Here is a 21148-nt window from a genome sequence, read left to right on the forward strand (position 1 = left end):
CAAGCACCCACACGAATTGCTTGATTCAGTTGTTAAAGAGCGGTTGGTTAAGATCTTTCGTCTCAACCGAGGCGCGCATTCTACAGCAGCCTCTGTTGCTGTCAAGCGGTTATTTTCAGAAGTTTTCGAAGAATTCTTCAACAACTTCAACCACTTGCGCTTTCGATCTCTCGTTAGCGGGAGGCGAATAGTACAGCATTTTATTTCGTGGTCAACCACCTGTTGCGATTAATTTTCCCCTTAGCAAAGCGCCTCAAGGCGAGTACTGATTTCTGCTTCTATAAGCAGTCCTTGCTTTACTCATCGACACCCCAGATTCAGGCATAAGCCATTGGCCATCAGACAATCCTCGCCACCGTCTGCGCTATCATCGCCCGCCTCTCTGCACCAAGAGTCTTTAACCAGGATGTCCGTACCTTTGCCATTGCCCGCCGATCACTCTCCATTGCCACCAGTCCTCGTCGGCCCGCTATTACGGCGCCTGGAACCCACGCGACTGCTGCTGTGGCTGGTGGGGTCGCGTGCGCTGACGCTGACGCTGCGTCTGCAAGGAATCGACATCCGCTTCGACGCGGGGCAATGCACGATCATCCCGGTCGGTACTCATGCCTTCGTTCATTTGATTGATGTGTCACTGGATGCCGCCCTGCCCTGCGACACGTTGATCGAGTACGACCTGCTGATCACCGAAGCGGATGGCGCTCAGTCGGGCATCCGCGAATGGGCGCCTCATCTACTATATGGCGAAGCGCGTTGCCCGAATTTCGTGTTGCGCTCGCGGATCGATCAGTTGCTGCATGGCTCCTGCCGTAAACCTCACCATCCGGCGGCCGATGGTTTGTTGTGCGTCGATCGGCTGCTGGAGTCCGAGCCGGACGCTTGCAAGCGCCCCGCGCTATTAATGATGAGCGGCGATCAGGTGTACGCGGACGATGTCGCGGGGCCAATGTTGCGGTCGATTCATGCCTTGATCGAGCGTCTGGGACTGTTCGACGAACACCTCGACGGTGCGGTGGTCAGCGACAGCGCCAGGCTCTATGAACACCCGGCCAGTTACTACCATCGTGCGGATTTGTTACCGGCGCTTGAGAGCAACGAAACCCTGCGCGAACGATTTTTCGGTGGAGCGCGTAAGCCGATTTTTACCAGTAGCAGCGCCGACAATCATTTGGTGACCTTCGCCGAGGTCATGGCCATGTACCTATTGGTATGGTCGCCAACGTCCTGGACACTGATCGCGCCGCAACCACCGGCACTGACGCCCGAACGACGCAAGCGTTATGCCCTGGAGCAGACGCGCATTGATGAGTTCAAGAAAGGACTGGGTGGTGTTGGGCGGGCGATGGCGCATCTGCCGTGCCTGATGATTTTCGACGACCACGACATTACCGATGACTGGAATCTTTCCGCGCAATGGGAGGAAACGGCCTACGGCCATCCGTTCTCCAAGCGCATCATCGGCAACGCACTGCTCGCTTATATGCTGTGCCAAGGCTGGGGCAACAACCCGGACGCGTTTGGCGGCATGCTGGAGAAAACCCGGCTATTGAGTGCCACTGGGCAAGACCATTACCTCGACAGCGATGTCCAGGATAGCTTGATCGATGAGCTGCTGAGCTTTCAGAAGTGGCATTACGTGCTGCCCACCCGCCCGGCACTGGTGGTGCTCGACACACGCACTCGGCGCTGGCGCAGCGAGATGACGCTCAAGCAACCGTCCGGCCTGCTGGATTGGGAAGCGCTCAGCGAGCTGCAGCAGGAATTGCTCGATCATCCCTCGGCGATCATCGTTTCGCCGGCACCGATTTTCGGCGTCAAACTGATCGAAACCGTGCAACGAGTGTTTAGCTGGTGCGGCTATCCGCTGTTGGTGGACGCGGAAAACTGGATGGCCCATCGCGGCGCGGCCCAAGTGATCCTGAACATTTTCCGACACTCCCGCACTCCCGGTAACTACGTGGTGCTGTCCGGTGATGTGCATTATTCCTTCGTCTACGAAGTACTGATCCGACACCGCAAGGCCGGCCCACGAATCTGGCAGATCACCAGCAGCGGCATTAAAAACGAATTCCCGCCCGCCCTGCTCGAATGGTTCGACCGCCTCAACCGCTGGCTCTACTCGCCCCGCTCGCCCCTCAACTGGCTGACCAAGCGCCGGCGCATGCGCATTGTTCCGCACATTCCCGAACACGCCGAAGCCGGGGAACGGCTGTGGAACTCGGCAGGGATCGGCCAAGTGTTCTTCAATGAAAAGGGCCAGCCGCAGGATATTTATCAATTCAATGCGGATGGATCGCCGAAGACGCGGATGATCGCGCCTGAAATTTCCGAAGCGGTTGAATGACTTTGCCCGAGTTGCCATGAGCAATTATTACCTGCACACCATCAACCTCACCCGAACCCTGATCATCGGCAACTCCGGTTCGGGCAAGAGTTGGTTGGCCAAACGTCTGGCCGAGCACCTGCAAGTACCCTGGATCGATCTCGACCTGACTCACTGGATATCCGATGAACACAGCATCGCTCGTCCACGCGCCGAAGCGCTGGGAATGGCGCGGGTGGCAGCCAGTGAAGAACGCTGGGTTATTGAGGGCGTTTACGACTGGATGGTCAGTGAGCTTGTGGAGCAGGCGACGGCGCTGATCTGGCTGTGTCTGGAGGATGAAGACTGCGTCAATAATATTCGCCTGCGAGAGTCGAAGCGGGACGACAATGACGAATTGCTGATCGCGTTACTGGAGTGGGCCGGCAGCTACCGTACTCGTGAAGGGTCCAGTGGATTTGTCGCGCATCAGCGTTTGTTCGAAGGGTTTAGTGCTTCGAAACTTCAACTGATGAACCGGGCTGAAGTCACGGCTTTCGTTAGTACGATGGAACAAACCGACTGATCGTTCCTGATTCCACTGGCGCAGACACCGATTCTGGGGAATGCGCATATCCAAGAGAAGTCAGGCTGCGCTCACCGCCCGACACACCCCTCTGACAATCATCTCCACTTCCCGCTCATCAATCGTCAACGGTGGCAGCAGGCGTATGGTCTTGCCCCGTGTCACGTTGATCAGCAAGCCGTGATCCCGGGCGGCGATCAGGGTCAGGTCGCGGATCGGTTGTTTGAGTTCGATGCCGATCATCAAGCCCTGGCCACGAATCGCCAGGACGTTGGGTTCATCGGCCAATTCGATGCGCAATCTGGCGAGCAAGCGTTCACCCTGCAGTTTGGCGTTTTCCAGCAGGTCTTGTTCTTCAATAATCTCCAGCACAGTGCACCCCACCCGGCACGCCAGCGGATTTCCGCCAAACGTGCTGCCGTGGCTGCCGGGGGTGAACAGGTCGGCTGCTTTGCCCCGGGCCAGACAGGCACCAATAGGGATGCCATTACCGAGGCCTTTGGCCAGGGTCATGACGTCCGGGATGATGCCTTCGTGCTGGAACGCAAACCACTGGCCGGTGCGGCCGATGCCGGTCTGGATCTCGTCGAGCATCAGCAGCCAGGCGCGCCGGTTGCACAGTTCACGTACCGCTTTGAGATAACCGGGTGGCGCCACTTGCACACCGCTTTCGCCCTGAATCGGCTCCATCAGGATCGCTACGATGCGCGGTCCGTGGGCATGTTGCACCGCCTCTAGCGCTGCGAGGTCGCCGAATGGCACTTTAATGAAGTCCCCCGGCAATTCGTTAAACCCCAGGCGCACCGCCGGGCCGTCACTGGCGGATAAGGTGCCAAGAGTACGACCGTGAAAGGCGTTTTCCATGACCACCACCAGCGGCTGCTCGATGCCTTTGTGCCAGCTGTAAAGCCGCGCGAGTTTCAGCGCGGTTTCATTGGCTTCGGCGCCAGAGTTATTGAAGAACGCCCGGTCCATGCCAGACAACCGAACCAGTTTCTGTGCCAGCTGCTGTTGCCAGTCGATGCTGTACAGGTTGGAGGTGTGCAACAACAGCCCGGCCTGTTCGCTGATGGCCGACACAATTCGCGGATGGGAATGGCCTACATTGGTCACCGCCACGCCCGCCACCGCGTCCAGATATTCGCGACCGGCCTGATCCCACAAGCGCGTGCCCAGACCTTTGCTGAAGCTCAGGGCCAAGGGTTGGTAGGTACTCATCAGGCAGGCGGCGGTCATGACATCAAACTCCATTAATAGTCGGTGTTTTTGCAGTATGGTTAGCCACCTGAGCTGGATAAACACTGCAACACTTCAATCATTTTAAAGCTGAGCTTGATAATGGATTTGTTCCAGGCAATGACCGTTTACGTAAGAGTGGTGGAAGCCGGCAGCATGACCGCCGCCGCTTTGCAGTGTGAAATGTCCACGACCATGGTCGGCAATCATCTTCGAGCCCTGGAGCAACGTCTGGGTGTGCGCCTGCTTAACCGTACGACACGACGCCAGCGGCTGACGGAATTCGGCACGTCGTACTATCAACGTTGTCTCGAGGTATTGGGGCTGGTGGCCGATTCCGAACGCCTGGCCGAACAGACCCTCGACGAGCCGAGCGGCACCTTGCGCATCACCGCGCCGCTGACCTTCGGCACCGAACGGCTGGCACCGGCCCTGAGCGAATTCGCCCTGCGCTGTCCGCAGGTCAAACTCGACGTCGTTTTGACCAACCAGCGCCTGGATCTGCTCGACAACGGTTTCGATGTGGCGATTCGCTTGGGCACTTCCGAGATGTCCAACATGATCGCCCGCCCGCTCATCGACTACACGATGACCCTGTGCGCATCGAAGGACTATCTGGCGCGCCGAGGCACTCCGGAAAAGCCCGCCGACCTGCAACACCATGACTGCCTGGCCTTCGCCTACCCGGCCGGAGATGACTGGCACTCGGTAGCCAAACAATGGCGTCTGAGAGGCCCCGAAGGCGAAGTCATGGTGGCGGTCAGCGGACCGATGTTGATCAACAGTTCGGCGGGGCTGCACCAAGCGGCGCGCACCGGTATGGGTATCGTGATGGTGCCCGATGCATTGGTGGAGCAGGACCTTCAGGACGGAAAACTGGTGGCCTTGATGCAGGACTACCAATTGCCGAGTCGGCCGATGAACCTGGTGTACGCCCAGGACCGCTACCGTTTGCCGAAATTGCGCAGCTTCGTCGACTTTGCGCTGCAGAGGTGGGGCCAGCATTAGGGGGCGTTCTCAATTAGTTTCCCCACCGCGCCGGGTCTGCTGTTGTGCAGGGCAAGGCGCGAGAAGCGTGGTTTGGTCATTCCAAATAAGCTTCGAGCAACGCAGCCCTGCACAACAGCAGGCCCGGCCCTTCGGGTTGTGCCTTAAAACGGGCCAGGCTGCGTTGCAGGCCTTGGAAAGGGAACAACCATTCCCAGCGGCCTGCGCCTTGCCTGGCCCGCTTTAAGGCGACAACGCGGCGGGGAAACTAATTGAGAACGCCCCCTAGCAGGGGCAATACCCCATGAACTAATCTCCTCGACTGACGAGTCACGTTGATATCAGTTCGGCAGGGAGACCGATGATGGGTGAGGCATCGAATATCGAGCCGTTGAAGTTCAATCTGTCAGATTTTAACGAAGACATGCTGCACACCATTCTGGAACTGGTGAGCGATGGCATCTGGGACTGGAATGCCAACACCGGGTTCGTTTATCGCAACCCCGGGTGGTACGAGATGCTCGGCTATACGCCTCATTCTCTGGATAACAACGTGCTGACCTGGGAAAACGTGATCCACCCCGACGATTTTTCGCGGGTCATGGCACTGTTTGATGACTACCTCAATCAGCGCGCTCCCGGTTATCAAGCCGAGTATCGCTGCCGCATGCGCGATGGCACTTACACCTGGATCGAAGATCGCGGCTACGTGCTGGCACGTAATGCCGATGGTTCGGTGGCGCGAATGGTCGGCGCGCACCGCAGTATCGAAGACAAGAAACGCCTGTTCGAAGAAATGGAACGACGCAATCAATCCCTCGAAGCCATCGTCGAAGAACGCACCCGGGAATTGTCTCGGGTCAATCAGCAGCTGCAGATTCAACTCGAAGAGAATCGCAAACTGGCGGAAACCGATGTGCTGACTTCCATCGCCAATCGCTATCGACTGGAAAAAGCCCTGCCCCAGGAATGCGACCGCGCCCAACGCTTTCGCCAGCCGCTATCATTGATCGCCATGGACATCGATGACTTCAAAAACATCAACGATCACTACGGCCATGCCTTGGGTGATGCGGCATTGGTGCAGGTGATCGAGAGCGTGAAGCACTGCGTGCGCGAAGGCGATCTGTTAGCGCGCTGGGGTGGTGACGAGTTCATCATGATCCTGCCCAATACTTTGTTAGCAGACGCCAGGGCACTCGCTGAAAGAATCCGTCACGGTTTGTCGAGCCTGCTGCCGGTCGGGGACTATCAAGTCACCATGAGTTTTGGCGTGGTGCAACGTTTTGAAGAAGAACAACAGACCGGCTTGCTGGCCAGGGCCGATCAGGCGCTGTATCGGTCCAAGATCGCAGGTAAGAATGTGATTTCGGGATGAATATTCCCGTGCTTGTTCGTGATGTGCGGCCCTCGGACGTGGAATCCGTGCGTCTTTTTCTTGGCGAGAATGGTTGGGCTCACCGCACCGGCTCAGTTGAGCATTTCGCGCAGTTGATCGCTAACTCCCAACGTACAGCTCTTGCGATAAAGGACTCCCGCATCGTCGGGTTTGCCCGAGGTATCACCGACGGGTTGTCCAACGGTTATCTGTCGATGGTTGTCGTGTGCGGACAAACTCGACGTGAAGGCGTCGGTCGCGCCCTGGTTGAGCATGTCATGGGCGACAACACCGCCATTACCTGGCTTCTGCGAGCAGGCCGTGAAGGCGCCTCGGATTTCTTTTCAAAGCTGGGCTTTGAAACGTCGACCATTGCGATGGAACGCTCGCGCTTGAAGTAGCCAATCACTATTGACCAGCCTTCACCAACACCGGCTTCTCCCGATACCGATCCGGATACAACTGCTTCAACTGCGCTACTTTCGGCAGGTCATTGATCACGATGTAGGGATACGTCGGGTGCTCGGTCAGGAAGTCCTGATGCTCCTCCTCCGCCGGGTAGAAGCCGTTGTAGGTTTCCAGTTTGGTCACGATGGGTTTATTGAACGAATGGGCGGCGTCGAGTTGCGCGATGTAGGCCTGGGCGACGCGTTGCTGTTCAGCGCTTTTCAGGAAAAGCGCCGATCGATACTGGGTGCCGCGGTCCGGCCCCTGGCGGTTGAGTTCGGTGGGGTTATGGGCCACCGAGAAATAGATCTGCAACAGGCTGCCATAACTGACTTGAGCCGGATCGTAGGTGACTTCGACGGCCTCCGCATGACCGGTATCGCCATTGCTGACCCGCTCGTATTGAGCGGTGTCGGCTGTGCCGCCCGCGTAACCGGAGACGGCGTTCTTCACCCCTTTGACGTGTTGAAATACCCCTTGGACGCCCCAGAAGCAACCACCCGCAAAAATTGCCGTTTCACTGCGCGCTTGAGTGTTCTCGTCGAGCGTTGGTGGCGAAATGATGACCGCCTCTTCGGCGCCTCCGATAGAGAACGCTGCGCACTGACCGATAACACTGGCGGCGGCCAATCCCAACAGGGTGCGACGCCAGTTATATAGGGTTTTCATGGCTTGTGTCCTGAGTGAATGAGGCTATCAGCCAAACGTAAACGCATACGCCGACACACCGGGATCGAGAAACTCAATGCTGAATGTCCGGTCCTTTACGCCTGCGGTCTGGCGTACCAGTTGATACAACCGCTGCTCGGTGACGCTGCCGCTGCCATCGGGCGCCACGTCGACACCGTGGGCATCACCTGGGGGCTTGCCGTCAATCAACACTTTGAAACGCACCGGTTTGCCGTCAGCACCGGGGCCCAATACCAGATGCAGATCGCGAGCGTGGAAGCGGTAGACGATACGACTGGCCGGTGCGTTTGAAACAGCCCGCTCTGGACCGACAGTCCATTGGCCATCCAGGCTCCAGTTATTGAGGGCCAGCTGTGCCGGTGGGCTATAGGCCGTCACCTTGTCTGGCGCCAGATCGGTTTCAGCAACGAAATGCTCCGCCCGTCGGTAGCCGACATAAGTTTCCGGCGATCGCACTTCATTCATGTTCGGGGCGAGCTGGACACCCTCGGCACGAGCATTGATCAACCCGTCCGCGACTTTCGCGGCACCCGCTTCACGCAGCAGTTGCTGAATCACTCGCTCCGATTCGGCGTATTTGCCTTCACCAAAGTGGTGATAACGAATGCGCCCCTGAGCATCGGCAAAATAGTGGGCTGGCCAGTATTGGTTGTTGAAAGCACGCCAGACCTTATAGTCGTTGTCGATTACCACCGGATAAGTGATGCCCAGGTCTTTCATGGCTTTGGTGACGTTGCCTACATCACGTTCGAAGGCAAACTCGGGCGTATGGACGCCGATCACCACCAAGCCCTGATCACGATACTTTTCGGCCCAGGCCTTCACATACGGCAGGGTGCGCAGGCAGTTGATGCAGGAGTAAGTCCAGAAATCCACCAGCACAACCTTGCCCTTCAAGGCCTGGGCGGTGAGAGGGGGTGAATTGAGCCATTGCACAGCGCCGTCCAGCGATGGAAGGTTGCCTTCAATCGGTAGTTCGCCCGGTATCTTGGCGGTCATTTTCATGCTGCCGGCGGGTTGATCGCCGCCCCGTGGAATCTGCGACATCATCGCCCCACTGTCGGTCGGCAACTTACCGGCGAATCGGCTTACCAACGCCTGCTCGATATCGCCGGTGGAGGCTGTCGATACCCGCGCCAGAATCCCGGTATCCAGCCCCAAAGCGATTGCCGCCACACCGGCCAGCATCGCGCCCCCCAAGCCTCGACGCAGCCACTCGCCTGCGCCTATCGAGCGCTTCATCGCGGCGAAGACTTTACCGCCTAGTAGCAGTGCCGCGGCGAGAGAGGTGGCGGCGCCGGCCGCGTAAGCCAGTAGCAACAAGGTGGTGGCAATGTTTGCCCCCTGCAGCGCCGCGCCAGTTAACAGCAGGCCCAGAATCGGCCCGGCGCAAGGCGCCCAGAGCAGGCCTGTGGCAACACCGATCAGCAACGAAGCGCCGGGACGCGGCCGGGTATCGGCAGCCGCGGCTTCCGACAGCCGACCGCCGGCCGCCACCAGTGGACGCGTCAGGCGCTCGGCCAACCGAGGCAGCAACAGCGTCAGCCCGAACAGTGCAACGAACAGCAACGCGAGCCAGCGACCGTACTGATTGACTTGCACCACCCAGCCGCCGCCCACCGCCGCCAACGAGGCGACGAGCGCGAAGGTCAGCGCCATCCCCGCCAGCAGCGGTAAGCCACTCTTCATAAACGGCTGCCCGGTGCGAGCGAAGACAAAGGGCAATACCGGCAGAATGCACGGGCTGACGATCGTCAGCACACCACCGAGATAAGCGAGGACCAGAAGCCACATAACGTCGACCTGCGTGAAGTGAGTGAAAGGAAGTGCCCATGGATTACGCCTGTGGCTTGAAAGTCAGCGCCAGGCCGTTCATGCAGTAGCGCAGACCGGTGGGCTTTGGCCCGTCTTCGAAAACATGACCCAAGTGACCACCGCAACGACGGCAGTGGACCTCTTCGCGCAGCACGCCGAAGGAGCGGTCCTGACGGGTGGCGACCGCGTTGTCCAGTGGCGCCCAGAAACTCGGCCAGCCAGTGCGGCTGTCGAACTTGGTGTCGGAAGAAAACAACGGCAGATCACAACCGGCGCAGGCAAAAACGCCCTCCCGATGCTCGTTGTTCAGCGGGCTGCTGTAGGCCCGTTCGGTGCCCTCTTCACGCAGGATCTCGTACTGCTCGGCGCTGAGCATGGCGCGCCATTCGCTGTCGCTGTGGGTCACCTCGAAAACCTCTGCCGCGCGGGCCTCATCGATCAGCGCGACGCTTGCGGAAAATTTTGGCAATACACCGACCACCAGGGCTGCAGCCCCCAGCCCGCCGCTTGCTACGAGAAACTGTCGCCGTGAAAACATGGGCCTTCTCCAAAATTCCAGATGCCTTGCATGGAACACAGCCTAGGCTTGAGTTGATCGCCAAATCCTCACGAGGAGTTAAATAATTCGTGATAACTCAGCCTCAGGAAAACCCGCACAATGTGTTCATTGCGTCACAAAGGATTGAGCTCCATGGAACAGACCAAACGCGTCCTGGTGGTCGAGGACGACCTGCATATCGCCGACCTTATCTGCCTGCATCTTCGCGATGAGCAGTTCGAGGTGGTGCACTGCGCCGACGGCGATGAGGGCATGCGACTGCTGCAGCAAGGAAGCTGGGACGCATTGATCCTCGACCTGATGCTGCCCGGCGTCGACGGCCTGGAAATCTGCCGCCGCGCCCGGGCCATGGCCCGCTACACGCCGATCATCATCACCAGTGCGCGCTCCAGCGAAGTCCATCGGATTCTGGGGCTGGAACTCGGTGCCGACGACTACCTGGCCAAACCCTTCTCCATTCTAGAGCTGGTTGCACGGGTCAAAGCATTGCTGCGACGGGTCGACGCCATGGCCCGCAACCTTAAAATGGACGCTGGCAGCCTGATCACGGACGGCCTCTCCATCGACCCGATCACACGTGAAGTATCCCTCGATGGCCGTCGTCTTGACCTCACGCCGCGGGAGTTCGACCTGCTGTACTTTTTCGTCCGTCAGCCCGGCAAGGTTTTCTCGCGCATGGACTTGCTCAACGCGGTGTGGGGCTACAGCCATGAAGGCTACGAGCACACGGTCAACACCCACATCAACCGCCTGCGGGCCAAGATCGAAGCCGATCCGGCGCAACCGGCGCGCATCCTCACCGTGTGGGGACGTGGTTACAAATTCGCGACGAGCGGAGAACAGCCATGAGGTTGACCCTGACCCAACGCCTGTCCCTGGTGTTCGCCGTGCTGTTGCTGGTGTGCTGCGGCACCTCGGCATGGATGCAGGTGCGCTCCAACCAGATGCATGAACTGGAAGTGGTGCAAGGGTTGTCGCGGGATCTGGCGCAACACATCGCCCACGACACGGTGCTAATGGACCGCAATGGCCCGATGCCCAATGCCGTGCGCGAACTGTTCAGCCAGCTGATGCTGGTCAACCCCAGTGTCGAGGTCTATCTGCTGGACACTGGGGGCCGAATTGTCGGCAGCGCCGCGCCCGAAGGCCGGATTCGCCGGGAGCAAGTCGATCTGGCGCCGATCCAGCGTTTGCTCAAAGGTGAGGCCCTGCCGATTCTCGGCGACGATCCGCGCAGCGTCGATGGCAGCAAGGTGTTCAGCGCCGCGCCATTGCGGGTCAACGGTCAACCGGCCGGTTATCTCTATGTGGTGTTGCTCAGCGAAGAGCATGACCGCTTCGCCGAACGCGGCGCCACCAGCGCAGCGCTCAATACCGCGTTGTTGTCCATTGGGCTGGTGGCGTTGCTGTGCCTGATTGCCGGCCTCACAGCATTTGGCCTGATCACCCGGCCATTGCGCCGCTTGACCGAGAAAGTCAGTCAGTTCGATATCAATGGTGTTCCGTCGGCACCGCCCGCCTCGCCCGAGCCAGAGCCGGTAGAAAAAGCCGCCAGCCACGATGAAATTGCCGTACTCGACGCCGCCTTCCGGCAGATGCAAGCGCGCCTCGGCGAACAATGGCGCTCGCTGACCCGCCAGGATCAGGAACGTCGCGAACTGGTGGCGAACATATCCCATGACCTACGCACACCACTGGCCTCGCTGCACGGCTATCTGGAAACCCTGTCACTCAAGGACGCCACGTTGTCCCCTGCCGACCGCCGCCGCTATCTGGGAATCGCCCTGGATCAAAGCCGCAAGGTCGGCGGCTTGGCGCAATCGCTGCTGGAACTGGTGCGGCTGGAGCACGGCTTCGTGCAACCGGTGCTGGAGCGCTTCTCCCTGACCGATCTGGTGCAGGACATCTTTCAGAAATTCGAACTCAGCGCCGAATCGCGCCAGATCGAACTCAAGGCCACCTTCGCCCCCAACGTCTCGGCGGCCTGCGCAGATCTGGGGCTGATCGAACGGGTGCTGACCAATCTGTTCGACAACGCCCTGCGTCACACCCCTCAAGGCGGAGAAATCGAACTCAGCCTCCGCCCTCAGGGGGCTTTTATCGAAGTGACCGTCAGCGACACCGGCCCCGGCATCACCCCCGAGTTGCGCGAAGGTCTGTTTCTGCGTCCGTTCAACATCGGCGGCGCACGACGCGATGGCGGACTGGGGCTGCGGATCGTGCACCGAATCCTGCAGTTGCACGGTCGCGAGATAGAACTGATCGATGTGCCCGGACGCGGCGCGACCTTTCGCTTTTCCTTGCCGGTGGATGAGCAAACGGCGGAACAATGGGTGGTTCGCTCGATGAATATAAATTCGATGGAGAAATAGTCGACGGCGCTGGCAAAAATGCTGACCAGCCGCCTGTTGATCCGTGACAACGCAGCCTCGGTCCAATAGATTAGGCGGCCTGAAAAGGCCTCGTGCTTTCTCGCCTCAATCCAAGTTAAAGAAGTAGTGAAATTTCAATGTCCGATTCCAACACCGCTGAATCCGTAGTCACCTTGTCGTCCAAAGCGGAATACGAAAACTCCATCAATCTTTCACAGCATGTGCCTCAGGCCAAGACCATCAGCGAGATGGTTCTGGACGCTTTTCAATCCACCCGGGAAAGCGACCAGATCCGCGAGTTGCGTGCCGCGATTCGCCAGGCTCATGACAGCTTCGACGACGACAAAGCCTACGATTTGATGGGCGAACTCAAGCAACTGAAAGACGCCGAAGCAGCCGACATCGCCGCCCTGGAAGACCTGAGCAGCAAATTCTCGATCAGCCGCATTCTGTCCAGCTTCAAGGACGATCCGGCGTTCCAGGAAATCGTTTATGGCCTGGCGCTGAAGGTACTGAACCAGACTCACCAAGCCATCAGCAACCCGAGCAGCAGCAAGAGCAAAGCGGCTCGCGCCAAGAAAGAAGTCGAAGTGTTCACCATCAGCAAGGACGGCATCAGCGTCACTCTGCCCCTGCGCACCCCGCGCTCGCGCCTGAACGTTGACCGTGAAGCGCTGGAATTCCTGGGCTTCACTTTCGTCGGCGAAGGCGATGAAGCCGAGCTGGAAAGCGAAACGTTCCTGGACAATGCCGGGGCCGAACAAGCAGTCAACCGCAAGAACATCATCACCGCGCTTCAGCAGCAAACCGCGTTCGACGGCTACAGCATCGCCGCGCAGTAACGCTAAACGCTAAACGCTAAACAAAAAAGCCCCGCTCTTCTCTCGAAGGCGGGGCTTTTCTTTACAGCATCCGAAGCTTAAGGCGCGTAAGTCAGCAATAGCTCACTCGGCACTTTAAAATCCAGCGACATCATCACGCTCAACGCAGTAATGGTGAAGATCGAGAACACGAACAGCTTGCGTGCCCAGACCGTGTCATCCACTGCCTTGTAACCGGTCCAGGCCATGTACAACCAGTACATGCCCATGGCCGCGGCGACGGCGAGGTAGCTCATGCCGGCGTAGCCACTGAAGGTCAGCATCAAGGTCGCTACGAGGAACGCCAGGATGTAGAGCAGGATGTGCTTCTTGGCCACTTGTATCCCGCGCTTCACCGGCAACACCGGAATCGATGCAGCCAGGTAATCGTTGAAGCGGAAGATCGCGATGGCGTAGGAATGCGGCATCTGCCACAGGCTGAACATCACCAGCAGCGTCAGTGCGGCCATGTCGAAGCTGTTAGTCACAGCCACGTAGCCAATCACCGGTGGCATCGCCCCCGACAGGCTACCCACTAGCGTGCCGTGAACCGACTTGCGCTTGAGGTACAGGCTGTAGAAGCCGACGTAGATGACGAAACCGATTACCGCGAACAGCGCGGCCAACGGGTTGGCCACCTTGTACAGCAACGCGACGCCGGCAACGCCGAGGACGGTCGCGTAAATCAGGGCCAGTTTCAGGGAGATCAAGCCCTGGACCAGCACCCGGTTTTTGGTGCGTTCCATCTTCAGGTCGATGTCGCGGTCGATGCAGTTGTTGAACACGCAACCGGAAGCCACCACCAGGGACGTGCCGATCATGGCGGCCAGGAAAATGGCCAGATCGACATGCCCTTTCGAGGCCAGGAAAAATCCGCCTGCCACTGAAAGCACGTTACCGAAAATGATCCCCGGTTTGGTGATTTGGATAAAGTGCTTCAAGGACATCCGGACTTACCTCACTTCGCCATCATGTTGGTGTGGATGCTGAACATGATCCACAACGACAGGCCAACCAACAGGACGATTACCAGTGCAGCGAAGACAAACGCGATCACGTTGTTACGCTGCGCTGCGGAACGGTCCAGGTGGAGGAAGTACACCAGGTGCACCAGCACCTGGATAACCGCGAACGCCAGCACGATCCACAGGGTGATCGATTTCGGCAGCGATGGGTACATCACCAGACCGAATGGAATGACGGTCAGGATCACCGACAGGATGAAGCCGATGGCGTAGGACTTGACGCTGCCGTGGTTGGCTTCGTGGCCATCGTGGGAATGAGCGTTAGCCATTTACATAGTCCCCATCAGATAAACAACCGTGAATACGCAGATCCACACTACGTCCAGGAAGTGCCAGAACAGGCTCAGGCAGCTCAGGCGGGTCTTGTTGGTCGACGTCAGGCCGTTCTTCTGCACCTGATACATCATGATCGCCATCCAGATCAGACCGCTGGTCACGTGCAGACCGTGGGTACCGACCAGGGTGAAGAACCCGGACAGGAAGCCGCTGCGGCTAGGGCCGTAGCCTTCGGCGATCAACACGTGGAACTCGTTGATTTCCATGCCGATGAAGCCGGCGCCGAACAGGAAGGTCATGCCCAGCCAGCCCAGCACCTGGTTCTTCTTGCCCTTGAACAACGCCAGCATGGCGAAGCCGTAGGTGATCGAACTGAACAGCAGCAGAGCGGTTTCGCCCAGCACGTATGGCAGTTCGAAGATGTCGTGGCCCGACGGGCCACCCGCTACGTTGTTAACCAGTACCGCGTACACCGCGAAGATCGACGCAAACAGAATGCAGTCGGTCATCAGGTAGAGCCAGAAACCGTATACGGTCATCTCGCCCGAGTCGTGGTGATGGTCATCATGCCCATGTCCATCGACATGGGTGTGTCCAGCATTGGTCACTAAGTTCGACATGGTTTAAGCCTGTTCCAACGAGGTTTCAACACGGGTGGCAGTGGCTGGAACTTTCCCGGCCGCTACCAGACGCTTGTGCTGCTCGGCTTCGATGCGCTCGATCACGTCGACCGGCACCATATAGCCTTGATCATCACGTGCAGCGTGGATCACGAAGTACACCACGGTGCCGACCAGACCGACGATAGCCAGCCACCAGATGTGCCAGATCATCGCGAAACCGAACACGGTCAACAGAGCACCCATGACCACACCGGTCGCGGTGTTGTTGGGCATGTGGATCGGCTCGTAACGGGCCGGAGCCTGGTACGCAGTACCGTTTTCCTTGGCTTCGGTGAACGGGTCGATGCTTTCTGCTTTCGGCAGCACAGCGAAGTTGTAGAACGGTGGTGGCGACGAGGTCGACCATTCCAGGGTATGGGCATTCCACGGGTCGCCGTGTTCGCACATGTTCTCTGGCTTGTTGCGATCACGCACGCTGACGTACAGCTGGATCAGCTGGCAGGCGATACCGACGGCAATCATCACCGCACCGAACATCGCGACGTACAGGTACGGCACCCACTCAGGGTTGGTGGTGGCGTTCAGACGACGGGTCATGCCCATGAAGCCCAGTGCATAGAGCGGCATGAACGCGACGAAGAAGCCCGAGATCCAGAACCAGAATGCAGCCTTGCCCCAACCTTCATGCAACTTGAAGCCGAACGCTTTCGGGAAGTAGAAAGCGAAGCCAGCGATGTAACCGAACACCGCGCCGCCGATGATCACGTTGTGGAAGTGGGCGATCACGAACAGGCTGTTGTGCAGAACGAAGTCGGCACCCGGGATGGCCAGCAGTACGCCGGTCATGCCGCCGATGGCGAAGGTCACCATGAAGCCCAGGGTCCACAGCACTTGGCTGGTGAAACGCAGACGGCCCTGGTAGATGGTGAACAGCCAGTTGAATAGCTTCACCCCCGTCGGGATCGAAATCAGCATCGTCGCCAGACCGAAGAAGGCGTTGACGCCGGCACCCGAACCCATGGTGAAGAAGTGGTGCAACCAGACCATGAAGCCCAGGATCGAGATCGCGCCACTGGCGTAGATCATCGAGTGGTGGCCGAACAGTTTCTTGCCGGAGAAGGTCGAGATGACTTCGGAGAAGATCCCGAACGCCGGCAGAATCAGGATGTAAACCTCGGGGTGACCCCAAGCCCAGAACAGGTTGACGTACATCATCGGATTGCCACCAAGTTCATTGGTGAAAATGTGGAAATCCATGTAACGGTCAAGCGTCAGCAGTGCCAGGGTAGCGGTCAGGATCGGGAACGAAGCCACGATCAGAACGTTGGCCCAGGTGCAGGTCCAGGTGAAGATCGGCATGTCCATCAGCTTCATGCCCGGGGTACGCATTTTCAGCACGGTGGCCAGGAAGTTGACCCCCGTCAGCGTCGTACCTAGCCCGGATAGCTGTAGCGCCCAGATGTAGTAATCCATCCCCACGCCCGGGCTGTATTGCAGGCCCGACAGCGGCGGATAGGCAACCCAGCCGGTCTTGGCAAATTCGCCAACGCCCAGGGACAGGTTGATCAGCACTACGCCGGAAACCAACAGCCAGAAGCTCAGGGAGTTCAGGAACGGGTAGGCAACGTCACGCGCGCCGATCTGCAGCGGCACTGCAAGGTTCATCAGGCCGGTGAAGAATGGCATCGCCATGAAGATGATCATGATCACACCGTGAGCGGTGAAGATCTGGTCATAGTGTTCAGGCGGCAGGTAGCCAGGCGAACCCTCGGTGGCCATGGCCAACTGGGTACGCATCATGATGGCGTCGGCAAAACCACGCAGCAGCATGACCATGGCGACGATGATGTACATCACGCCGATTTTCTTGTGGTCGACCGAGGTCAGCCACTCGGTCCACAAATAAGTCCACTTCTTGAAGTAGGTGATTGCAGCGAACAGTGCCAGACCACCGAGCGCGATCATGGCGATGGTTATCATCACGATCGGTTCGTGGAACGGGACCGCTTCCCAACTTAATTTACCAAACATCGTTTACTCCTCTGCCCCGGCAGCTGAATGCGAGTTCATGTCCATTCCTTGCGTAGCGGCCACTTCTTTCTCTTTCTTCTCGTGCTTGACCTTCGGACCCGGTTTCATGCCTTCGTACTTGTCTACGATGATCTGGAACAGGTTCGGCGTTACCGAGGAGTAGAGCTCGACTGGGTTGTTCTGGCTCTGCTTGGCAAGGGCTGCGTATTCAGCTTGTTCAAGCTGTTTAGGTGCCTTTTTGACTTCGCTTACCCAAGCGTCGAAATCTTCCTGGGAAGTGGCGATCGCTTTGAATTTCATACCGGTGAAACCCGCGCCGCTGTAGTTGGCGGAGATACCGTCCATTTCAGCGTTCTCATTGGCGATCAGGTGCAGTTTGGTCTGCATGCCCGCCATCGCGTAGATCTGGCCGCCCAGAGCAGGGATGAAGAACGAGTTCATCACGGCGTCGGAAGTGATCTTGAAGTTGATCGGGGTGTGCGCCGGGAACACGATCTTGTTGACCGTGGCGATGCCTTGTTCCGGGTAGATGAACAGCCACTTCCAGTCCAGCGCGACCACTTCGATGGTCACCGGCTTGACGTCGGATTCCAGCGGCTTGTAAGGGTCAAGCGCGTGGGTCGACTTGTAGGTGATGTAACCCAGGGCGATGATGATCAGCACCGGAATAGTCCACACCGCGATCTCGATCTTGGTGGAGTGGTTCCATTTCGGGGTGTAGGTAGCGTTGGTGTTCGATGCGCGATATTTCCACGCGAACAGGAAGGTCATGACGATGACCGGCACGACGACCAACAGCATCAGCAGCGTTGCGGTGATGATCAGGTTTCGCTCATCCAGGCCGACCTGGCCCTTGGGATCGAGCAAGGTCATGTTGCAGCCTCCCAGCAACAACGTGCCGAGCAGCGGCAATAAGCCTAGTAGTCTGGGGTACCTGTTTTTACTCATCTCACGACCTCTAAAGCAGCTTGCGCAATGCAGTTGGGTTTTGATCGCCAACACTTCACCCTGCCAAGGGTTGGCATTTTTCTTGGATTGAATAAGGGCCTGCCCGTCGCGCGTCAGACGCTATTCGACAATTGCTGGGCCTGCGGTGAGTTCTTATTCGAATTCGTGGTCAAGGGCCTTGTTACAGACCAATTCCATTTGGTGCGGATAGTCGGAAGGCACCGACACCTGGGAGTCGCATGAAGCCATCAGGCCTCTCGACACCCTAGTTCTGCTCATGCACCTGAGTAAGGGTGAGCAGTGCCGGGAATTCAGTGCGGGCGATTGTAGATATGTAACGATTCATAAACCATGTCTCATCCCGAAATAATTTATATCCGATCCGGCAACAATCATTAACGGCTTTTGCAAAAGTGCGCCATGGTATCGAAATTAATTCTCAACAAAAACACCAAAAATTGTAGGTCTACCACGCGAAGTTCAGACAGCTTCCAAGGCTCTGGACTCGCCTTCGACCCTGCTCTACCCCCTGTGTGACAAGGACTTTGGCAATTCGCCAGGCCCTGTTAAAACTGCCTGTTTCGACTGTCGAGCGCTGAAACCGGCAGCGCCTGGAAGAGCCGATTTTGGTGCGAAGCGATGCCCTGAATCAGCGATTTGAAATGCCTTGCGACACTCAAGCTGTGACAACATGTCGCACACATGTCGCACCCTTCCTTGTCGAGCATCAAGGTCTTTTTACCTGACCTGCGAATACGCAAAACGCCCCGGCCTCTTAACGAGAACCGGGGCGTTTTTTTGCCTGCAACGATACGGCGAACAGCCTCAGCGCAGCGCTTTGCGGTTACGCGAAGTGAGCAACGGCACCAGCACCACGATCAGCACGAACGCCAGCAGCGCCCACTGTGCCAGGGACAAGCCGAGGATCGGCGGGTACGGCGTAGAGCAGAAACCGTCGACCTGGAAGCCCAGCGGGAAGATCTTCGCCAGCGGCAAACCGTCGACGATCGGTTGCAGCACATCGATGCCGCAACTGACCGCCGGGTAAAACTGCGTGTAGACGTGATGCCCGGCCACCCCGGCACCCGCGATGGCACAGATCACCACCAACGTTTCGAACAGCGTGATGCTGCGGCGGGTGCGCGTCGCTGCGCCGATAAAGGCGAACAGCGCAATCAGCAACAGCGCGTAGCGTTGCAGGATGCACAGCGGGCACGGTGCCTCGCCCAGAGCCACTTGCATGTACAGCGCACCACCGATCAGCGCCAGGCAAATAATGCCCAGAAGCACCAGATAGCGCCGTTCACGCCCCAACCGCATCGTTTCCTCGCTCATCGCGTTTCCCTTTTGTGTCCGTGGATCAACTCGTCGGCGGCTGCGCTTGCAGCTGCGGCGTCAGGCTGATGCTGTCTTTGATATGCCAACTGGCGGCAATGCGATCTTGTCGATCTGATATCGGTTGCCCGGAAGTCTACACGCTGACCCGATCTTTGAGAGCCTTGAACGGCCTCTGAACCTGGCCTCGGGCAAGGGATCTTATCGATGAACAGCTTCGACAAGGCCGCTTTGGCCAATGTCGGGGAATAAACGATAAACCGGTTAAGAACGGATTAACTTTCAAGTGTTTTTCAAGCATCGAGCCCCTGAAGACGGATCGATTGCTTACTGCTTCCAGCGATCCGCCGCAGCATGATCGCTGTCACGCCCTTCCACCCAGCGCGGTCCATCACGGGTGTTTTCTTTCTTCCAGAACGGCGCGCGGGTTTTCAGGTAGTCCATGACAAAGGCACAGGCATCGAACGCCGCCTGACGGTGAGCGCTGGCGGCGCCGACGAAGACAATCGGCTCGCCCGGCTCCAGCGCGCCGATGCGATGCAACACTTCCAGCTTCAACAGCGGCCAGCGCTGCTCGGCCTCCACGGCAATCTTGCCCAGGGCTTTTTCGGTCATGCCCGGGTAGTGCTCCAGAAACATCCCGGCGACGTCGAGGCCGTCATTGAAGTCGCGTACGTAGCCGACAAAACTCACCACTGCACCAACGCCCACATTGGCCGCGTGCATGGCGTTGACTTCGCTGCCCGGGTCGAACGGCGTGGACTGCACGCGAATCGCCATGGCTCAGCCCCCGGTCACGGTCGGAAAAAACGCCACTTCATCGCCATCGCTCACCGGTTCGTCGAGCTGGCAGAGGTCTTCGTTGCGGGCGCACATCAGATTCTGCTCGCTCAGCACCTCGGCGCCATCACGTTGAGCGAGCAGCGCGCGCACATCGTCGACCGTGGCGAAAACACCTTCGACCTTCACCGAGTCCACGCCGAGCGCTTCACGGTAACGGGCGAAAAACTTCACAGTAACGTTCATGGTTGATCCGCCTGAAAATGGCCGCTCTTGCCGCCGAGTTTCTCCAGCAGCCGCACGCTCTCGATGGTCATGCCACGATCCACGGCCTTGCACATGTCATAGATGGTCAGCGCCGCGACGCTGGCGGCAGTCAGCGCTTCCATTTCGACGCCGGTCTGCCCGGACAACTTGCAGCACGCCACGATGCGCACGGTGTCGTCGCCTTCGGCACTGAGTTCGACCTTGACGCCGGTGAGCATCAACGGGTGGCACAGCGGAATCAGATCACTGGTTTTTTTCGCCGCCTGGATGCCGGCGATCCGCGCCACGGCGAACACGTCCCCCTTGGGATGGCCGCCAGCAACGATCATCTGCAGGGTTTCGGGCAGCATGCGCACCAGCGCTTGGGCCGTCGCTTCACGGAACGTCACGGTTTTTTCAGTGACGTCGACCATATTGGCGCGACCTTGGGAATCGAGATGAGTCAGCACAGGGATACTCCTGATCAGGAGCATCGATTGTAAACCTGTGGGTCAAATTTCCGCACGTTTGATTATGCGTTTACACCGAACCCTGTGGGAGCGCGGCTTGCCCGCGATGCAGGCGCTGCGGTTCAACAGGGACACCTCGGTGATGCCATCGCGGGCAAGCCCGCTCCCACAGGGTTATTCGT

General features: G+C 58.4%; 21 protein-coding genes. 8 read left to right on the forward strand and 13 right to left on the reverse strand.

Going from position 1 to position 21148, the window contains the following annotated elements; genetic code table 11:
* Positions 1-406: 406 nt before the first annotated feature.
* Both TU81_RS22025 and TU81_RS22030 read left to right on the forward strand, forming a co-directional pair.
* Positions 407-2344: an alkaline phosphatase D family protein gene (locus tag TU81_RS22025; RefSeq protein WP_038979071.1), complete on the forward strand. Its 1938-nt coding sequence runs from the start codon at positions 407-409 to the stop codon at positions 2342-2344.
* A gap of 16 nt (positions 2345-2360) precedes the next feature.
* A complete protein-coding gene (locus TU81_RS22030) occupies positions 2361-2888 on the forward strand; it encodes a P-loop NTPase family protein (protein ID WP_038979070.1) in 528 nt (175 codons plus the stop codon).
* Between the two features lie 60 nt (positions 2889-2948).
* Here the strand turns inward: TU81_RS22030 and TU81_RS22035 are convergent, their stop codons facing one another.
* Positions 2949-4124 (reverse strand): aspartate aminotransferase family protein, encoded by a 1176-nt coding sequence (locus TU81_RS22035; protein WP_048396510.1) that lies wholly within the window; start codon positions 4122-4124, stop codon positions 2949-2951.
* A 102-nt stretch (positions 4125-4226) separates the two neighbouring features.
* Here TU81_RS22035 and TU81_RS22040 point away from each other — a divergent pair, with 102 nt between their 5' ends.
* The 3 genes from TU81_RS22040 to TU81_RS22050 all read left to right on the forward strand — a co-directional run bounded on the left by TU81_RS22040 (position 4227) and on the right by TU81_RS22050 (position 6890).
* The gene (locus TU81_RS22040; protein WP_038979068.1) at positions 4227-5132 is read left to right on the forward strand and encodes a LysR family transcriptional regulator; all 906 of its coding nucleotides are present in this window, start codon (positions 4227-4229) and stop codon (positions 5130-5132) included.
* A gap of 343 nt (positions 5133-5475) precedes the next feature.
* Positions 5476-6489, forward strand: a complete 1014-nt coding sequence (locus TU81_RS22045) for a sensor domain-containing diguanylate cyclase (RefSeq protein WP_038979067.1) — start codon at positions 5476-5478, stop codon at positions 6487-6489.
* Positions 6486-6890: a GNAT family N-acetyltransferase gene (locus TU81_RS22050; protein ID WP_038979066.1), complete on the forward strand. Its 405-nt coding sequence runs from the start codon at positions 6486-6488 to the stop codon at positions 6888-6890. The genes TU81_RS22045 and TU81_RS22050 overlap by 4 nt, the downstream gene beginning before the upstream one ends.
* A 7-nt stretch (positions 6891-6897) precedes the next feature.
* On the opposite strand, the gene msrA is transcribed toward TU81_RS22050, so the two are convergent.
* The 3 genes from msrA to msrB are packed head-to-tail and all read right to left on the reverse strand — an operon-like array spanning position 6898 to position 9979.
* On the reverse strand, positions 6898-7605 hold the full coding sequence (gene msrA, locus TU81_RS22055) for a peptide-methionine (S)-S-oxide reductase MsrA (RefSeq protein ID WP_038979065.1): 708 nt from the start codon (positions 7603-7605) through the stop codon (positions 6898-6900).
* 27 nt (positions 7606-7632) lie between these two features.
* Positions 7633-9420 carry a cytochrome c biogenesis protein DipZ gene (locus tag TU81_RS22060; protein ID WP_048396511.1) on the reverse strand — a complete coding sequence of 596 codons (1788 nt, stop codon included), beginning with the start codon at positions 9418-9420 and terminating at the stop codon, positions 7633-7635.
* A 43-nt stretch (positions 9421-9463) separates the two neighbouring features.
* A complete protein-coding gene (msrB, locus tag TU81_RS22065) occupies positions 9464-9979 on the reverse strand; it encodes a peptide-methionine (R)-S-oxide reductase MsrB (RefSeq protein ID WP_038979063.1) in 516 nt (171 codons plus the stop codon).
* A 153-nt stretch (positions 9980-10132) separates the two neighbouring features.
* On the opposite strand from msrB, the gene TU81_RS22070 reads away from it, so the two are divergent.
* The 3 genes from TU81_RS22070 to TU81_RS22080 all read left to right on the forward strand — a co-directional run bounded on the left by TU81_RS22070 (position 10133) and on the right by TU81_RS22080 (position 13214).
* Positions 10133-10849, forward strand: a complete 717-nt coding sequence (locus TU81_RS22070) for a response regulator transcription factor (protein ID WP_038979062.1) — start codon at positions 10133-10135, stop codon at positions 10847-10849.
* Positions 10846-12372: a sensor histidine kinase gene (locus TU81_RS22075; protein WP_048396512.1), complete on the forward strand. Its 1527-nt coding sequence runs from the start codon at positions 10846-10848 to the stop codon at positions 12370-12372. The genes TU81_RS22070 and TU81_RS22075 overlap by 4 nt, the downstream gene beginning before the upstream one ends.
* 137 nt (positions 12373-12509) lie before the next feature.
* Complete coding sequence (locus tag TU81_RS22080; RefSeq protein ID WP_038979060.1) at positions 12510-13214, forward strand: hypothetical protein; 705 nt, start codon at positions 12510-12512, stop codon at positions 13212-13214.
* 77 nt (positions 13215-13291) lie between these two features.
* On the opposite strand, the gene cyoE is transcribed toward TU81_RS22080, so the two are convergent.
* The 9 genes from cyoE to moaC form a co-directional block, all read right to left on the reverse strand.
* On the reverse strand, positions 13292-14179 hold the full coding sequence (cyoE, locus tag TU81_RS22085) for a heme o synthase (protein WP_038979059.1): 888 nt from the start codon (positions 14177-14179) through the stop codon (positions 13292-13294).
* A gap of 11 nt (positions 14180-14190) precedes the next feature.
* A complete protein-coding gene (gene cyoD / locus TU81_RS22090) occupies positions 14191-14526 on the reverse strand; it encodes a cytochrome o ubiquinol oxidase subunit IV (protein WP_048396513.1) in 336 nt (111 codons plus the stop codon).
* Complete coding sequence (locus TU81_RS22095) at positions 14527-15153, reverse strand: cytochrome o ubiquinol oxidase subunit III (RefSeq protein WP_038979057.1); 627 nt, start codon at positions 15151-15153, stop codon at positions 14527-14529. It abuts the gene before it with no gap.
* A gap of 3 nt (positions 15154-15156) precedes the next feature.
* A complete protein-coding gene (cyoB, locus tag TU81_RS22100) occupies positions 15157-17187 on the reverse strand; it encodes a cytochrome o ubiquinol oxidase subunit I (protein WP_038979056.1) in 2031 nt (676 codons plus the stop codon).
* A gap of 3 nt (positions 17188-17190) precedes the next feature.
* A complete protein-coding gene (gene cyoA, locus TU81_RS22105; protein WP_038979055.1) occupies positions 17191-18135 on the reverse strand; it encodes a ubiquinol oxidase subunit II in 945 nt (314 codons plus the stop codon).
* Between the two features lie 825 nt (positions 18136-18960).
* Positions 18961-19470, reverse strand: coding sequence for a disulfide bond formation protein B (locus TU81_RS22115; RefSeq protein ID WP_038979054.1), 510 nt, complete (start codon positions 19468-19470; stop codon positions 18961-18963).
* A 327-nt stretch (positions 19471-19797) separates the two neighbouring features.
* Entirely contained in the window at positions 19798-20250 is a 453-nt protein-coding gene (gene moaE, locus TU81_RS22120) for a molybdopterin synthase catalytic subunit MoaE (protein ID WP_038979053.1), read from the reverse strand.
* Between the two features lie 3 nt (positions 20251-20253).
* Positions 20254-20496: a molybdopterin converting factor subunit 1 gene (moaD, locus tag TU81_RS22125; protein ID WP_038979052.1), complete on the reverse strand. Its 243-nt coding sequence runs from the start codon at positions 20494-20496 to the stop codon at positions 20254-20256.
* On the reverse strand, positions 20493-20966 hold the full coding sequence (moaC, locus tag TU81_RS22130; RefSeq protein WP_038979051.1) for a cyclic pyranopterin monophosphate synthase MoaC: 474 nt from the start codon (positions 20964-20966) through the stop codon (positions 20493-20495). Before moaC ends, moaD begins: the two co-directional genes overlap by 4 nt.
* Positions 20967-21148 lie beyond the last annotated feature (182 nt).

The organism is Pseudomonas lini (genome assembly GCF_001042905.1).
Classification (GTDB): domain Bacteria; phylum Pseudomonadota; class Gammaproteobacteria; order Pseudomonadales; family Pseudomonadaceae; genus Aquipseudomonas; species Aquipseudomonas lini.

Excerpts from the sequence above, each read along its gene's own strand:
- TU81_RS22030 (WP_038979070.1), top strand. The coding sequence starts at position 2,361 with ATGAGCAATTATTACCTGCACACCATCAACCTCACCCGAACCCTGATC.
- TU81_RS22060 (WP_048396511.1), bottom strand. The coding sequence starts at position 9,420 with ATGTGGCTTCTGGTCCTCGCTTATCTCGGTGGTGTGCTGACGATCGTC.
- msrA (WP_038979065.1), bottom strand. The coding sequence starts at position 7,605 with ATGAAAACCCTATATAACTGGCGTCGCACCCTGTTGGGATTGGCCGCC.
- cyoB (WP_038979056.1), bottom strand. The coding sequence starts at position 17,187 with ATGTTTGGTAAATTAAGTTGGGAAGCGGTCCCGTTCCACGAACCGATC.
- msrB (WP_038979063.1), bottom strand. The coding sequence starts at position 9,979 with ATGTTTTCACGGCGACAGTTTCTCGTAGCAAGCGGCGGGCTGGGGGCT.
- moaD (WP_038979052.1), bottom strand. The coding sequence starts at position 20,496 with ATGAACGTTACTGTGAAGTTTTTCGCCCGTTACCGTGAAGCGCTCGGC.
- TU81_RS22095 (WP_038979057.1), bottom strand. The coding sequence starts at position 15,153 with ATGTCGAACTTAGTGACCAATGCTGGACACACCCATGTCGATGGACAT.
- cyoD (WP_048396513.1), bottom strand. The coding sequence starts at position 14,526 with ATGGCTAACGCTCATTCCCACGATGGCCACGAAGCCAACCACGGCAGC.
- moaE (WP_038979053.1), bottom strand. The coding sequence starts at position 20,250 with ATGGCGATTCGCGTGCAGTCCACGCCGTTCGACCCGGGCAGCGAAGTC.
- TU81_RS22040 (WP_038979068.1), top strand. The coding sequence starts at position 4,227 with ATGGATTTGTTCCAGGCAATGACCGTTTACGTAAGAGTGGTGGAAGCC.
- TU81_RS22080 (WP_038979060.1), top strand. The coding sequence starts at position 12,510 with ATGTCCGATTCCAACACCGCTGAATCCGTAGTCACCTTGTCGTCCAAA.
- TU81_RS22025 (WP_038979071.1), top strand. The coding sequence starts at position 407 with ATGTCCGTACCTTTGCCATTGCCCGCCGATCACTCTCCATTGCCACCA.
- TU81_RS22050 (WP_038979066.1), top strand. The coding sequence starts at position 6,486 with ATGAATATTCCCGTGCTTGTTCGTGATGTGCGGCCCTCGGACGTGGAA.
- TU81_RS22115 (WP_038979054.1), bottom strand. The coding sequence starts at position 19,470 with ATGAGCGAGGAAACGATGCGGTTGGGGCGTGAACGGCGCTATCTGGTG.
- TU81_RS22075 (WP_048396512.1), top strand. The coding sequence starts at position 10,846 with ATGAGGTTGACCCTGACCCAACGCCTGTCCCTGGTGTTCGCCGTGCTG.
- TU81_RS22070 (WP_038979062.1), top strand. The coding sequence starts at position 10,133 with ATGGAACAGACCAAACGCGTCCTGGTGGTCGAGGACGACCTGCATATC.
- TU81_RS22045 (WP_038979067.1), top strand. The coding sequence starts at position 5,476 with ATGGGTGAGGCATCGAATATCGAGCCGTTGAAGTTCAATCTGTCAGAT.
- cyoE (WP_038979059.1), bottom strand. The coding sequence starts at position 14,179 with ATGTCCTTGAAGCACTTTATCCAAATCACCAAACCGGGGATCATTTTC.
- cyoA (WP_038979055.1), bottom strand. The coding sequence starts at position 18,135 with ATGAGTAAAAACAGGTACCCCAGACTACTAGGCTTATTGCCGCTGCTC.
- TU81_RS22035 (WP_048396510.1), bottom strand. The coding sequence starts at position 4,124 with ATGACCGCCGCCTGCCTGATGAGTACCTACCAACCCTTGGCCCTGAGC.